Source organism: Methanolobus vulcani (assembly GCF_900100715.1).
GTDB lineage: Archaea > Halobacteriota > Methanosarcinia > Methanosarcinales > Methanosarcinaceae > Methanolobus > Methanolobus vulcani.
This window is the reverse complement of sequence record NZ_FNCA01000001.1, coordinates 40,843-57,174: the sequence shown is the minus strand read 5'-3', so window position 1 is coordinate 57,174 and position 16,332 is coordinate 40,843. Positions and strand designations below refer to the sequence as shown.

At 42.7% G+C, this 16,332-nt stretch carries 10 protein-coding genes; all 10 read right to left on the bottom strand.

Annotated features, from left to right (window positions below):
• Positions 1–15: 15 nt before the first annotated feature.
• The 10 genes from BLP52_RS00270 to hdrA2 all read right to left on the bottom strand — a co-directional run bounded on the left by BLP52_RS00270 (position 16) and on the right by hdrA2 (position 16,012).
• The gene (locus BLP52_RS00270) at positions 16–1,398 is read right to left on the bottom strand and encodes an ATP-binding protein (RefSeq protein ID WP_238380667.1); all 1,383 of its coding nucleotides are present in this window, start codon (positions 1,396–1,398) and stop codon (positions 16–18) included.
• A gap of 62 nt (positions 1,399–1,460) precedes the next feature.
• Entirely contained in the window at positions 1,461–2,777 is a 1,317-nt protein-coding gene (locus BLP52_RS00265) for a hypothetical protein (protein WP_091707685.1), read from the bottom strand.
• Between the two features lie 151 nt (positions 2,778–2,928).
• Entirely contained in the window at positions 2,929–4,110 is a 1,182-nt protein-coding gene (locus BLP52_RS00260) for an argininosuccinate synthase (protein ID WP_091707684.1), read from the bottom strand.
• Positions 4,111–4,150: 40 nt separating this feature from the next.
• On the bottom strand, positions 4,151–7,375 hold the full coding sequence (gene carB / locus BLP52_RS00255) for a carbamoyl-phosphate synthase large subunit (protein ID WP_091707681.1): 3,225 nt from the start codon (positions 7,373–7,375) through the stop codon (positions 4,151–4,153).
• Positions 7,375–8,472 carry a glutamine-hydrolyzing carbamoyl-phosphate synthase small subunit gene (gene carA / locus BLP52_RS00250; protein ID WP_091707680.1) on the bottom strand — a complete coding sequence of 366 codons (1,098 nt, stop codon included), beginning with the start codon at positions 8,470–8,472 and terminating at the stop codon, positions 7,375–7,377. The genes carB and carA overlap by 1 nt, the downstream gene beginning before the upstream one ends.
• Positions 8,473–8,565: 93 nt before the next feature.
• On the bottom strand, positions 8,566–9,573 hold the full coding sequence (locus BLP52_RS00245) for a TolB family protein (RefSeq protein ID WP_162272909.1): 1,008 nt from the start codon (positions 9,571–9,573) through the stop codon (positions 8,566–8,568).
• Positions 9,574–9,664: 91 nt separating this feature from the next.
• On the bottom strand, positions 9,665–11,566 hold the full coding sequence (gene gatE, locus BLP52_RS00240) for a Glu-tRNA(Gln) amidotransferase subunit GatE (RefSeq protein ID WP_091707677.1): 1,902 nt from the start codon (positions 11,564–11,566) through the stop codon (positions 9,665–9,667).
• 255 nt (positions 11,567–11,821) lie between these two features.
• Positions 11,822–12,280 (bottom strand): DUF3592 domain-containing protein, encoded by a 459-nt coding sequence (locus tag BLP52_RS00235; RefSeq protein WP_091707676.1) that lies wholly within the window; start codon positions 12,278–12,280, stop codon positions 11,822–11,824.
• Between the two features lie 76 nt (positions 12,281–12,356).
• Positions 12,357–13,661, bottom strand: a complete 1,305-nt coding sequence (locus BLP52_RS00230; RefSeq protein WP_091707674.1) for a 4Fe-4S binding protein — start codon at positions 13,659–13,661, stop codon at positions 12,357–12,359.
• Complete coding sequence (gene hdrA2, locus BLP52_RS00225; protein ID WP_091707673.1) at positions 13,658–16,012, bottom strand: CoB-CoM heterodisulfide reductase HdrA2; 2,355 nt, start codon at positions 16,010–16,012, stop codon at positions 13,658–13,660. The genes BLP52_RS00230 and hdrA2 overlap by 4 nt, the downstream gene beginning before the upstream one ends.
• Between the last annotated feature and the right edge of the window lie 320 nt (positions 16,013–16,332).

Below are 16,332 nucleotides of genomic sequence, written 5' to 3'. Positions count from 1 at the left end.
TTAAAAAATATAATCCTATAGGAAATCCCCAATTTCCCATACAAGGATGCCTTCTTTTTCAAGTGACCCACGACCTTCTATTTTCCGGGCAGCTATCCCTATCTTGATGTCCGTCCCGGAAATCCCTCTTATCAGTTTGATTTTCTCTCTGGTAGAGTTGATAATGTTTCTTACATCATTTATGGTAAGTTCTCTGTTCTTTATCTCCACTGCAAGAACTTTTTTCTTTCCGTGGTTTATAGCCAGGATATCTATCTCGTCTCCCCTCCGGTTCCACCAGCTTCCAATTTCAGGATACTCCGATACTATTTCTTCTGTTAGTAACTCCCTGATAATATCCTCGAACAGTTTCCCGGTGTAGCTCTGCCATTCCTGTAGAACATTTTCCATTATTGGGTCATATTTACCGCCCATGTACTGGCTCAATGCAGGATAGATAAAGCGGCCGTAGAACCTGAAGAAATTATCCTTGAGGAAATATCTTCCTCTCTTACTCTTTTTAGGACTGTCCGTAACAGGTATCCTGTATTCAACTATTCCAAGCAGGTCTGCAAGGTCATAGAAATATGGTGACAGGGAGTTTGAAGATACGTGTGTCATCTCCGATATTTCACTTTTGGAACATTTTCCCTGCGAGATTGCTGATATAATCTCATAGTAGGTGGAATGTTCTTTGCCGAATTCTTCGATGAGGATGTCCCTGATCTCATCTTTTAATGGTGCAAATTCGCTGAAAACGAGTTTTTCAAGTGCATCAAGGAAACCTGTACACTGGTATTTTTCGAACAGGCAGTAATAGTAGATTGTTCCTCCGAAAAGGAAATACAAATTCATTTTTTCCTGTATGTCCGTGATACCCATGCCTTCAAGCATATCAAAGGTCTCGCGAACCGTGAAAGGTCGCAGGGTCAGTATGTTGTCTGCACGTTTGAAGAGCGGAGCCTGCGCCTCAATGAATATCTTTCTTATCATGCCGATGGAAGAACCCGATACGATGAGAAAGACCCTGCAGTTGTCAGCTTTCATGTCCCAGTATCGCTGGAGCTGGGTAATGAAGGAAGGATATATCTTAAGGAATCTCTGAAATTCATCGATGGCTATCACTATATCTCTGTCATAGGATGTGATGAACCTGAGGAAACTCTCAGGTTTCTTAACATTTATGTAATCCGGCAGGTCAAGCTCTTCCCTGAGCATCCTGTCAAACTCATCCATAAGTATGTCAATGCTCTTGTTACTGTCCACAAATAAGTAAAGTGCCTTCCTGTCCCTGCTGAACTGTTTGATCAGTTCGGTCTTCCCGACCCGTCTTTTGCCGGTTATCACAAGAAAAGATGGCTTGCTTTTGTCGAGGAGGGACATCAGGGCGAGTTCCTTCTCCCGGTTGTAGAATTCCATAATGGTTATTTTTGTAATCATTATATTTATAATCATTGAATTGACAGCACAAAAAATTAATTCTATTTTGAAGAGTATAAAATAGACGATATTTGTTTCTTTATTTCAGTTATGTCGATTTCTGTTTGGTTTAATAGCTTTATTAGGTAAACTTCATTATTTGAATTGATATCTTTTGTTTGTTTTGTGTTGTAGCCGAACTCATTTAAAAATTTATTTAGATTATCTGATGCCATGTATTGGAAAGGAATTAAATCACTAAAAAAATTATCAGTAATTGGAACACTGTATTTTCCATTCTTTTTTTGAGATTCAACATCATCTTTAATCTTTCTCAGTCTATTTTGCAAAGGACAATAAAACAATTCAAGTTTTTTCTCTAAAGACTTGAGTAAATCTCTTTTTTCAGTTTGCATTATTGAATATTGAGTTTGTTCAAGTGAAGACTGAGAATGTTTTACCATTTTTCTAGTCTGGACTGCATAATAATATGTAATAGCAACTAAGAAAAAAGATAATAGAACACTTGCATTTTCAGGTTTATGATTCAACCAATAAATTACTTCAGGAGTTAATAAATTCTCATTGTTTAACGAAGATGAATAAGTTACACCTTCAAATTCAATGTCTGAATTTTTTAAGATTAAACTTGCTTTCGGAATAAAATATACATCAAACGTATCGGGTGCGTAAACAACATAAGGTCGATTACCTATCCTTAAAAGCCCTTCAGTTCGGTGAAGGAGGATGCTTGCTATATCTCCTTTTATTTCATAATCTGAAACACCTAATAATTCAACCGTGGTTTGTCTTCCACCAATTTTCAGCACCATATTGCTTTTGCTATTAAAAATTACCGCACTAAAATTTGTAATTTCAGTATCATCTATTAATAAAGATTTTACTTCTCGATTATAAAAAATTACATCGCTAATTCCATTTACTGGCTTTACTATGATACTATTTGACCAAAAGTCAGAGTTACCAGATATTGATAAATCAACATCTTCAGCGTTTTTGAACCTTATTTTTGATTCATTAAAATTATATAAATTAATTATTACATTATTTATCCGTGGATTTACATTTTCGTTTAAATACAAATTAATGTAATCAAATTCAGTAATTGTTTGATGAGTTCCATTTTCATATGTAAGGATTATGCTATTAGCACCATCAATGCGGGTATAATCGAAGTTGCACTTTGCAACTTCAGCTTCTGAAACAATTTCATGAAAATTACCTTCCAGAATAAATTCCTGAGCCTCCCCTTTAAAGTCCGCATCTATACTCGATATTGGCTGGAATAAAATAAATATTAAAAGAATAACAATAATAGCAACAACAGCATAAATTATATGCTTTTTAGATAAATCCATAGATATACCGTCTAGCTTTCAATTGTATTTTTTCAATTTGCCGAAAGATAAACAGTTTTCATTGTATAATAGAGTAATGGAAATGAAAATAATATTGAGAAAATATGATTAAATAAGAATAGGTTAATCATGTGCCATCAGGCACACGACATTACTTTTCAATAACTTTCCTGTACATCCTTGCCTGGAAGCCATGATACTTTGCAAAGCCCTCGGCATCCTTCTGGTCGATGGTTGCACTATCAAAGGACACAAGGTCTTCTGAGTAGAGTGCATACGGGGATGTACGTGCAAGAATGATCACACTGCCCTTGTGGAGTTTCACGGTCACAGTACCGCTAACACGTTGCTGTGTCTTATCAATGAAAGCATTAAGGTCTGCGTAGAGCGGCTCATCCACAAGGCCGTAGTAGGCAAGTTCTGACCACTGCTCGTCCACATTTTTCTTGAACTTCAGTTCTGCCCTTGTGAGCACAAGCTTCTCAAGGTCCTTATGGGCTGCGAGCAGTACAGTGGCTGCAGGGTGCTCGTAGTTCTCACGTGCCTTAAGTCCGAGAACACGGTCCTCTATCATATCTGTTCTGCCGACTCCGTGGGAACCTGCGATCTCATTAAGCTTGATGATAAGGTCAACACCGTTCATCTTCTCCCCATCAAGTGAAACAGGAACACCGTTCTCAAAGCCGATCACAAGTGTCTGTCCTTCAGGAGCTGCTTCAGGGGAAACGGTCCACTGGTAGATCTCCTCTGGTGGGATAAATCCCGGGTCTTCAAGTTTGCCACCTTCAATACTGCGGCTCCAGATGTTCTCATCAACACTCCATGGCTTTGCGGTTGTAACGCCTACTGGTATACCGTGTTTCTTAGCATACTCGATCTCCCAGTCACGGGTGAGGTTCATGTCCCTCATTGGTGCAATGACATCCATGTCGGTCAGGCGGAAAACTGCTTCAAAACGAAGCTGGTCGTTACCCTTTCCGGTACAACCGTGTGCAAGTGCAACAGCACCTTCCTGCTCTGCGATCTCAACGACCTTTTTGGCGATAAGCGGACGTGCAATGGATGTGCCCATTACGTATCCTTCATAGTCACCATTGGCTTTGATAAGAGGGAATATATAATCGTTGACAAACTCCTCACGTACATCAAGTGTGAAGTGCTTGTTACTGATCTTCTGTGCCTTCTCTGTAGCCTGTTTGACATCAGCTTCAGGCTGTCCCACATCAACGGCAACTGTGATTACCTCATCGTAGCCGTATTCTTCTTTGAGCAGCGGGATGCACACTGAAGTGTCAAGCCCGCCTGAATAAGCAAGTACTACTTTCTTTGTCATAGTATCTGATCCTGAAAAATTACTAAAGAAATTTAGAGATTTAAGCCATCTCCCTGTGATATTCATTTATCGATTTAACCTCGCCCTCACCCTGCTTCATTGCAACTATGGCGTTAGCTGCTGCAATTGCCGCCTGGATGGTGGTGATGTAAGGTACCTTGAAGTCAACTGCAGCGCGGCGTATCCTTGAACCGTCCTCGCGTGAGAGCTTGTCTTCAGGTGTGTTAATGACCAGTGCAACCTCGTATCTGCGCATCATGTCAATAACATTCGGGCTGCCGTCGTGTACTTTCTTGACGATTCCCATTTCAATTCCATGCTCTGAAAGGAAATCAGCCGTACCTTTTGTACCAAGAAGCTCAATGCCTGCACTAACAAGTTTCTGTGCAACATCAAGAAGCTGGTCCCTGTCTTCATCCTTCACGGATAAAAAGACCTTTCCAGTAAGCGGTAAAAGGTTGTCAGCACTAAGCTGTGCCTTGAAGAACGCTCTTCCGTAATCGGAGTCAACACCCATTACCTCTCCGGTACTCTTCATCTCCGGACCAAGAAGTGGATCTGCTCCGGGAAGCTTGTCGAAAGGCAGAAGAACTTCCTTAACTGAGACATGCTTGACCTTTGGCTCATCGCATGTTGAATATCCCTGCTCTTCAAGTGTCTCACCCATTATCACACGGGCTGCGATCTTTGCCAGTGGAAGTCCGACAGCCTTGGATACGAATGGAATTGTCCTGCTTGAACGTGGGTTTGCTTCAAGGACATAAATCTTGTCGCCTTTCTGTGCCATCTGGATGTTCACAAGACCTTTTACATTGAGTGCAAGGGCGATCTTGCGGGTATAATCACGTACGGTTTCAAGCACTTCCTCTGAGAGCGACTGTGGTGGGATAACACATGCTGAGTCACCAGAGTGAACACCTGCTTCTTCGATGTGTTCCATGATAGCACCTATAAGGACGTCCTTACCGTCACAAACCGCATCAACATCGATCTCAACCGCACCCTCAAGGAAATCGTCAATAAGAATCGGATGTTCCGGTGAAACCTTTACAGCTTCACGCATGTATCTCTCAAGGTCGGTCTGGTCGTAGACAATTTCCATTGCACGTCCGCCGAGAACGTATGAAGGACGTACAAGTACCGGATAACCAATTCTTGTTGCAATCTCAATAGCCTGGTCCTGTGAGGTTGCATAACCTGCCTCAGGCTGATTGATTCCAAGCTTGCTCATCCTGAGGTTGAACTTCTCACGGTCCTCTGCAACATCAATATCTTCAGGTGATGTTCCAAGGATCACGGTCTTAAGATCATTGCGCCTCTTGAGTTCCCTTTCAAGTGGGAGTGCAAGGTTAACTGAGGTCTGTCCTCCGAACTGTACGAGCACTGCATCAGGATTCTCCTTCTCTATGACATTCATCACATCTTCAAGTGTGAGAGGTTCGAAGAAGAGCTTGTCAGATGTATCGTAGTCAGTAGACACAGTTTCAGGGTTGTTGTTGATAATGTGAGCTTCTATTCCAGCCTCGCGAATTGCAGCTACTGCGTGTACAGTACAGTAGTCAAACTCAATTCCCTGTCCGATACGTATCGGACCGGAACCAAGGATGAGTATCTTCTTGCGGTCGGATGGGTCAGCTTCACACATCTGCTCGTAACATGAGTAATAATATGGGGTTTCTGCAGCGAACTCTGCTGCACATGTGTCTACCATCTTGTATGTAGAAACGACACCTGCTGCACGCCTCTGGTCATTGATCTCTTCACGGGTCTTTCCTGTAAGTTCTGCAATGCGTGCGTCGGTAAGTCCTGTGCGTTTTGCATCAAGAAGCAGGTCATCGGATATCTTTCCAGAGAATCCTTCTTCCCTTACTACATCTTCCATATCAATGATATTCTTGAGTTTCTTGATGAAGAAAATGTCAATGCCTGTAAGGCTTGATACCTCTTCTATTGAAAAACCATTGCAGAGGGCATGGTACATTACAAAGAGACGCTCACTTGTAGGAGTCTTGAGCAGCATTCTGATTTCGTTCTCTGACCATTCATCTGTACCGAAATTCATTTTGATATCGAGTGAACGTACAGCCTTTAGAAGTGACTCTTCAATGGTACGGCCAATTGCCATTACCTCACCGGTACTCTTCATGGCGGTTGTAAGTGTCTTGTCAGCATTGACGAACTTGTCAAATGGCCACCTTGGGATCTTGGTAACGATGTAGTCAATGGTAGGTTCGAATGATGCCGGTGTCTTCTTTGTTACATCATTGAGGATCTCATCCAATGCCATTCCGATAGCTATCTTTGCTGTAACCTTGGCAATTGGATAACCGGTTGCCTTGGAAGCAAGGGCTGATGAACGTGAAACACGTGGGTTTACTTCGACAATACGGTAGTCGCCGTCCTTTGCAGCGAACTGGATGTTACATCCACCTTCAATCCCAAATGTCCTGATGATCTTGATAGCTGCGGTCCTGAGCATCTGGTGCTCTTCATCGTTAAGGGTCTGTGATGGTGTAACTACAATGGACTCACCTGTGTGAACACCCATTGGGTCAAGGTTTTCCATGTTACATATTACTATACAGGTATCATTTGCATCACGCATGACCTCGTACTCGAATTCCTTCCAGCCCAGTACGCTTTCCTCAATAAGGACCTGGCTGATACGACTGCGGCGAAGTCCCCTTTCTGTGATCTCAAGCAGCTCTTCCTTTGTGTGTGCAATTCCGCCACCAGCACCACCAAGAGTGTATGCCGGACGGATGATAAGTGGTAAACCGAGCTCGTCAATAAGCTCTTCTGCTTCCTTAAGTGTAGAAATTGCCTTGCTGCGTGGGACTTTCTCACCAATGCTCTCCATTGTCTGCTTGAACAGTTCACGGTCCTCGGTGTTCTTGATCGCTTCAAGGTTCGTTCCAAGAAGCTTGACATTATATTTCTCAAGGATTCCTGCTTCAGCAAGTTCGCTGGTAATGTTAAGACCTGTCTGACCTCCGATACCTGCAATGAGGCCGTCCGGTCTTTCCTTGGCAATGATCCTTTCAACAGCTTTTACTTCAAGAGGCTCGATGTAAACTGCATCTGCCATTTCAGGGTCGGTCATGATAGTTGCAGGGTTTGAGTTCACAAGCACAACTTCCAGTCCCTCTTCCTTAAGGGACTTGCATGCCTGGCTTCCTGAGAAGTCGAACTCTGCTGCCTGTCCGATCATAATTGGTCCTGAACCTATCAGGAGTATTTTCTTAATGTCGTCACGTTTTGGCATTATTTTTTTCCTCCTGCAAGTTTGAGAACCTTATCAAAAAACAGCTTTTCAGAATCCATAGGACCTGGATGTGCATCAGGGTGATACTGCACACTGAACATGTCCAGGTATTTGTGTGCTATACCTTCCACTGTTTTATCATTGGTATTATACTGTGTAACAGCTACTTCAGCCTCTTCAAAGGAATCACCATCAACTGCAAAACCATGGTTCTGGGAAGTGATGTGCACAATTCCTGTCTCAAGGTCCTTTACTGGCTGGTTTGCTCCCCTGTGTCCGAACTTCAGTTTGTATGTCTCTGCTCCAAGAGCCAGGGACATGATCTGATGACCAAGGCAAATTCCTACAATTGGCAGTTCACCCGTGAAGTGCTTTACTGCAGAAATTGCATCCTGTGCCTGCAATGGGTCTCCCGGTCCGTTTGATATGAACAGGAGGTCAGGGTCATAGGACTCTATGGTTGAGATAGATGAGTTTCCTGGTACTACAGTTACATCCATACCCCTTGCCAGCAGACTCCTTTCAATACTGAGCTTGCGACCACAGTCCACAAGCACCACATTTATTGGGTTGTTAGGATCCCTGCCTGGGCTTTCAAGTTTGAAAGGCTGCGGACAGGTTACCTGTGAAATAAAATCAATATCAGAAATGCTTTTTTGTGCACGGGCAATTCTTACTGCCTCCTCACCGTCATCACTGCCATTGATGAGGGCTGCACGCATAGTTCCATGTTCACGTGTTTTAATAGTAAGCATACGTGTGTCCACGCCTGCGATACCGGGCTTGCCTTCTTCCTCCATAAGCTGATAGATAGTCTTCTTTCCTAAGTGGTGAGATGGCTTGGGACACGCCTCCCTGACCACAAGACCTTCAGCCTTAACAGCATCGGACTCCATACAGTTGCCACTGACACCGTAATTACCGATGAGAGGATAAGTAAACATAAGGATCTGGCCTTTATATGAAGGGTCTGTAAGAGCCTCCTCATAGCCAGTATATTGAGTTGTGAAAACAAGTTCGCCGGAAACGATACCTTCAGCACCGAAGCCGGTGCCTTTTATAATTGTCCCATCTTCTAATCCTAATACTGCATTCATCTTTTGAACCTGCGAATACATGTAAGGAATAGGCTATAAGCGTTGCGATGGCATCTTTAGTTTTTAGAGAGAGTAAAGGTAGATTGTTAATGATCATGAGATTCTTCTCAGGAATGTACCCACAATTAGAACCACAAACAGGAATGATCCCAAAAGAACTATACCTATGAACTCTCTGGGCTTGTTTGCTGCATAGTCCCGCAGTTTGAGGACATATTCATTATTTATGACCTTTTCATTAACAACCGGAACCTCTTCAACTTTGTCAGGTTCGATACTACTATCCTTAACGGTCATTACCCAGATATTGAAGTCTCCGTCCTTGTTGGATGTATAGGCGATCTTAGTTCCATCCGGACTCCACACAGGTGCTTTCTCATCTGAAGGGTAATTGGTGAGTTTCATTTGTGAACTGCCATCGGCACTTAATATCCAGAGGTCATAATCTCCACCAACATTGGAAGTGTAAACAATAGAATTTCCATCAGGGCTGTAGGATGGTTCTATATTATTATATGTATCACTTGTAAGTTGTACAGGTCTTACAGCATTAATGCCGATGGTAAAAATATCCCCCATTGAAGAATAAACAATTGTGCTCCCGTCCGGGCTCCATGCAGGAGAATTTTCATCTCCTTCTGAATCAGTAAGTCTTTTATTTTCCGTCCCGTCAGGTGACATGATCCATATATCGTAATTTCCGGATTCTCTGGAAGAATATACCAGCCTGTTTCCATCTGGACTTACAGCAGGGTTACGGCAATCGGAGTTTTCAGTTAGTTTTACACCATCACTGCCATCACTGTTCATAACATGAATACTGATGTAGCGTGCGGAAAATGCCTTTTTGCTTTCGGCTGCAAAATAGATCTTTGAACCATCTTCATTAAAGACAGGTTCGCCTTCCCATGCCATGCCGTCATAAAGTTTCTTCTGTCCGGAACCGTCACTGTTCATTATCCAGATCGCCTGGTTGGCAGCATAAACAATCTTCTTGCCGTCCGGACTCCATGAAGGATGGTTGGCATTTGTTGTATTTGTAAGTTTTACATCATTCTCAATAATAGGAGCTGCCGATACATGAGAAATAATTAATATCAAAAAAGAGAGCAGGAATAAATTTCTACTTATGATCTTCCTGCCTGTTAATTCTCTTGACTGAATAGTAAAAAGTGGCCACATCAAAAATATATTATGTACTTATATATTCATTAACCTTTTGTTTTAGAATCTCACTAAGGGTCTTTCCGTCGACTTTCCCCCTGACCTCAGCCATGACAACTCCCATAAGAGGACCAACTGCTGCCATGCCTTTTTCCTTCACGAAACCCTGACGTTCCTTGATTATTGCTTCAACCATACCTTCTACATCAGACAGATCAATACTGCCAAGTCCTAATTTCTCAGCCGCATCCTTTGCACAGAGTTCAGGCTCACATGCAAGTGCACGGAGCAATTGATCGATCGCTTCTTTTGCTGCTCCACCTTCTGCGATAAGAGTACAGACATCAATGAAGTGTTTGTCTTCAAGATTATCGACCTCAACACCGTCACGCTTCAGTTCAGGCAGTGTTCCGGTAAGGGTTCTTACAACAAGTGTCGCATTGACACTCTCATTGTCACCCAGGATTTCCATGATCTCTTCAAAGAGTGGCAGGTATGTGGAATAAGCGATCTTCTCTGCAAGTTCCCTGTGAAGTCCGAACTCAGATTCAAAACGCTTTGCACGCTCTGTGAGCAGTTCTGGCATTTCAACGGATTCAAAGTACTCCTTTGAGATATTCACCTGTGGAACATCGGTTTCAGGATACATCCTTGCTGCTCCCGGAAGTGGTCTGAGGTAAGAGTTATTTCCATCCGGAAGTGCCCTGCGTGTTTCCTCAGGAACACCTTCAAGGGCTTCCTTTGCACGGATTATTACACTTTCCATAGCTCCTCTTGCACGTTCTTCGCGGTCAGCGACCATTACAACGGCATCGTTCTCCTCAGCACCAAGCTCTGCACGCATTGCCTGGACTTCCTCTTCGGAAACACCGTAAGCAGGAAGTTCGTCTGTGTGAAATATCCCTCCAACACCTGATGTCTTTGCACGGTCTGAGAATTCAGTACCAAGACGTCTTCCAGGCTGTACTTCCCTTCCAACAAAACCATCAAACCCACGAAGCAGGACAGCATAGACCTTGCCTTTCTTGATGGTCTTCTTGATGACCTTGGATTTTGTTTCCTTAAAAATATCTGTTACATCAAAAATAGTGTCACATACGGATGCATTGCGCTCAAGCAATTCGTCTCTCATCGCAATAAGATTGACCTGACGTTCCACTTCACGCTCAACAATGGTCTCTATCATATCGAGTGCCTGAACACCTTTCAGTTCTACACGTGCACCTTTTGCGATTGAAATATTAACATCCTGACGTATGGTTCCAAGTCCACGCTTGACCTTTCCAGTGGAACGCAGCAGCATACCGATCTGCTGTGCAGTTTCCTTTGCATGCTGTGGTGAGATTATATCAGGGTCGGTTCCGATCTCAACAAGTGGGATACCAAGACGGTCAAGAGAGTATATTATAGAATCTCCCTGATCTTCGATCTTCTGGCATGCCTCTTCTTCAAGACAGAGCACACCGACACCAACAGGTCCTACTGAAGTGTCAAGGTAACCGTCCTTTGCAAGGAAAGCTGTTCTCTGGAAACCGGATGTGTTGGAACCGTCAACCACGATCTTACGCATCATATGGACCTGATCCACAGGAACCATGTTCAGCAGTTTAGTGATACTAAGAGCGATCTCAAGAGCTTCCTTGTTAACTTCTGTTGGAGGCTCATCATCATTCTCTACAAGACAGGTCGTGTCGTATGCCTTATAGATATACTTACGTCTGAGCTTGGACTGTTCAAGGGCAGCCCTGTCAGTTTCTCCCATTTCACTGGCTGTTGGGCGGAGATAGCGGAAGAACTCATGGTTTGATTCTTCTATATTTCTAATCTGTGTAGGGCAGTTGCAGAACAACTTGCATTTTGAATCAAGTTGCTGGTGGATTTCAAGCCCGCATTTCAGGCCAAGTTCTCTGTAATCGAATTTGTCACTCATGGATGATCTCACCAAGTTAGTTTCGCATACGTCGGTTTACACATCAAACAGCCTCAGGATGTATAAAGTTATTGTTGCAAATCCTGAATTCTCTCTTAAAAAGGCTACATCTGCAGAAAGATACGCTCAGTCATATTAATAATTCATGAAAACGGGTAGGTATCAATTTGAAAATATGGATGGGATGTTCATTAATATCTTTTCTTTCAACTGCCTGATTAGAATTTCATTATAACAAGGTAATTTATTCAAAAATCAGAAATAAATGTCTTTAATCACAGCTTTTTTAGGTTTCTTTGGATTAACCAGAAGTATTATTTCATCACCGACTTTGTAACCGTTCTCTGATAAAAACACAGGTGCTAATCCATTTCCAGTCTTATATTTTTCATTTTGAAATGAATATTCATATATTACTCGGTCACCACGGCCAAGATAAGCAGCAAAGACAATTGTACCTGTAGTTTCAACTCCACACTTGTACATTTTTCTAAAAAAATAGATTCTCCACATCAAAAACGGTATTCCTATTCCTGTTGTCAGAATTGGAATAATCTTAAAACTAGAAGCATCTAAAAAAGATAAGTCAAGCATCAAGAAAATGAAGTACATTATCCATACTATGAAAATCGCATAAGTAAAAAAGCCTGTAGTGTAATCATTTTCTATTAGTCTTTTTATTGAAAAATCACGAGTGCTTTTTTCTATGTCCATAATCTAAAATCTTTTTAGACTTGATACATTTTATAATTTTTCATTTAATGTTTTGACAAAATAATCCATGAAAAGTTCAGTTTAACCTCTTTTTAATTTCATCACTGAGCTTTTCAGGATCCTCCTTTTCAATCATCATTCTAAGTTTTACATTATCAAGCAATGGTTTTGCTTTTTCTATACGCTCTTTTGCAAGCTTGAGCAATGAGCCATCAACTTGTGGAAGTTCAACTTCAACATGCTCTTTGTGAGCTTCAGGTTCGACTTCAAGAGTTCTGGAAACATCAGGATAATTTCTCTTTCCGGTAACCATGGAATCTATCGCATCCTTCCACTGTTCTGCCCACGGGGAATCCGGTACAGGTGTATGATTCACCTTTATCCTGGAAACTGTCATGACATCCTTGGGACATGCATTGACACAGGCACCACAATAAGTACAGTAGTCAGACTTTGCTGCGATCTTTGCACCCTCTTCCGGTACGTACCAGAGATGTGAAGGACAGACATTAAAACATCCGTGACAGCCCTGCGGGTCACATTTGTCAACGTTGACATCAATTAGATTTAGTTCGCCCTCAAATTGCTTTTTGATATCCACTGCATCATAAGGGCAGACAACCTGACACCATGTACAGCGTGTGCATTTTTCGTCATCTACTGTAACCTTCCCTTCAATCTCAGGGGCTTCGCCTCGTTTCTCACCTTTGACTTTGATGGCATCCTCAGGACAGAGGTCCTGACAGAGCACACAGTAATCACATTTATCCTCGTCAACCAGTAGCATATCAAATGGCTGCGGGTCAGTTGGAGTTTTCTCCTTTTCAACAAGCAGGAATGCTTCACAGAATTCAGCGCAGAGTCCGCAGAAATTGCATTTCTCAGTATCGATCTCGATCTCGCCTTCTGCATCTTCCTTAAATGGTGCAATCTCCTCTTTCTTCGGGAATGTGAATTCTACCTCAATAGCTTCTTCAGGACATGCAGCTTTGCAGAGTGCACATGGCAGGCATTTCTCATTCATCCTGACATATGAATCGAATGTCGGGAACTCTTCTTTCTCAGGAAGCTCTCCTTCTTCGGTCATTTTGAAAGCATGAACCGGACAGAAATTAGTACACATTGAACAGAATGTGCATTTCTCAAGGTCCATCATCACAGGTGGAGCATCCAGTCCAGTGGATATTTCCTGCATTGGACCGAGTTCCAGAGCTTTGGTCGGACAGATATCCACACAGATTCCACACCCAACGCATCGTTTGTAATCAAAATCAAGGAACTTTATGGATTTGCTGCTTATCTGACGGTAGATGAAGTGTGAGCCATCCATATCCATGTCTTTCTCGACACAGAGTGAATTCTCCCTGCATTCCTCGCTCATTGTTCACCCTCCCTGAGTTCGGAACCTATTGGGCCGATCTTCTTCAGGTAATCAACAAAGCCTTCGATGGAATTTGCGAACCTTTCACCTTCTGATGCCGATATCCATTCAACACTGAGACGTCCGGGGTCAATTCCGACATCTGCAAGGACTTCTTTTAAAGCTTCCATCCTTTGTTTTGCATTATAGTTCGCAAAAGTGTAGTGACACTCTCCGAGACGACAACCAGCTACTAGCACTCCGTCTGCACCATGTTCCAGTGCTTCAAGCACAAAGGATGGGTCAACACGCCCTGCACACATGACGCGGATAACACGGATATTTGTCGGATACTGTATCCTGGAAGTTCCTGCAAGGTCAGCACATGTGTAGCTGCACCAGTTGCAGAGAAAAGCAACGATAAGTGGCGATTCGGATTTAACTTCGGTTGCAGCATGTATCTGGGCTATTATCTGGGCATCTGTGCTGTTTCTCATCCATATGGCATCAGCAGGACATGATGCACTACAAGCACCGCATCCCATGCATGAAAGTTCGTCAACCACAGCTTTGCGGTCGATCATTGTTATCTTATTGAATTTGCAGGTGTCAGCACAGATTCCACATCCAATGCACTTATCAGGATTCACATGGGCACTGAGCGGGTCCATCTCAAGCTCTCCCTTTGAAAGCAACTGCATTGCCTTGGCTGCTGCTCCACTTCCCTGGGCAATGGATACCTGTATTTCTTTAGGACCGGATGCACATCCTGCTATGTATATTCCTTTTACATGGGAATCTACAGGTCTCATCTTCGGGTGGGCGATGGAGAAGAAACGGTCTGTACGTCTTGTAAGGTTTAGAACTCTGGAAATCGTGTCAGCATCTTTGACGTTTTCCATACCAGTTGCAAGGACAACAAGGTCTGTGGGTTCTTCGTACAGTTCGCTGCTTAAAGTGTCCTCGTAACGCAGTTTCAGTTTTCCATCCGTATCCTGAAGAATCTCTCCAACCTTTCCACGAGTGAAATTGATTCCCATTTCCTGGCTGCGGATGTAGTATTCCTCGTACATCTCACCGGATGCACGGACATCAATGTAATGAATTGTAATATCAACATCAGGGTATCTTTCCTTGAGCAACTGTGCATTCTTCATACTGGACATGCAGCATACCCTTGAACAGTATGGATTTCCAACCTGTTCATCCCTTGAACCAACACACTGGATGAATGATACTTTTTCAGGAACCTTGAGTGTTGAAGGTGAAAGAACTCTGCCTTTTGTGGGGCCAGCAGCGTTAAGCAGGCGTTCCATTTCCATATTTGTGATTACATCTGGATAGGTTCCATAACCATATTCTGGTTTCCTGCTTGCATCGAAATGACTGTAGCCAGTTGAAAGTATGATTGCTCCAACGGTGAGTTCTATTTTCTCTTCTTTCTGGTGATAGTCAATAGCATCAGCAGGACATGCCAGTTTGCAGAGTCCGCAACCCACGCAGTATTCATTATCAATATAGACTACCTGAGGAACTGCCTGTGGAATTGGCATGTTGATGGCTTTAGTTTTTCCCAGTCCGGAATCGAATCGGTTTGGAACTTCTACGGGACATACACGTCCGCATTCATCCACGCAGCCTTTGCATTTGTCTTCGTCAATATACCTTGGCTGTCTGGTTACTGTTACGTTAAAATTACCTACAGGGCCGCTTACTTCGGTTACTTCTGCAAGTGTTATAAGGTCGATGTTCGGATGCTGATTCACATCCGTCATCTTGGGAGCAAGTACACAGATAGAACAGTCATTGGTCGGGAATACTTCATTGAGAAGTGCCATCTTTCCGCCGATGGTGGGTTCTTTTTCGACCATTATTACATGATGACCGGAGTTTGCCAGTGTGAGAGCGGCTTCAATTCCAGCTACACCTCCTCCAATTACCATTACATCTTTTTTTGCGGGGATTTTTTTGAGCTGTAATGGGTCCAGTAGTTTGAGTCTGGCGATTCCCATTCTGATAAGATCGAAAGCCTTCTGGGTTGCCATCTGCGGATTGTCCATGTGAACCCAGGAACATTGCTCGCGGATATTGACCATTTCCAGCATGAAAGGATTGAGGCCTGCTTTTTCAAGCACTCTTTTGAAGGTCTGCTCATGCAGATGAGGAGAACAGGCTGCAACAAGTATGTGATTAAGATCAAGGTCGGTTATATCCTGAACTATGGAATCCTGTCCCGAATCGGAACACATGAACTGTATGTCCTTGACCAGAGCAACGTCTTTTAATTCACTGACCTTATCTCTGAGTGACTCTACGTTGATTGTATGTGCGATATTCAGTCCGCAATGGCAGATATAAACTCCGATTCGCATATTGTTGGCTCCCTATAGCAGGAAATGATGGTCTGGATAAAGATATAGTTTTGCATGATATTCACTATAGCAATAACATTAGAAATTGATATTTTAAGTCTATAAACTGAAAGTGGCTTTGACCATATAACCCAAGTCCATATTCAGGAGGTATTGTAGTTTTTTCAGGACAAAAAGTTGTCATAGAAGAAATTCTTAACCAGCTATCTCAAAATCCGGATGAGTTAAGTATCAATACAACTGTGTAATCTAAAAAATGTTATAATAGGAGAGCAAAGATCATTTTGCTTTCCGTTTACTATTTTTGTCTTTAATTTTCG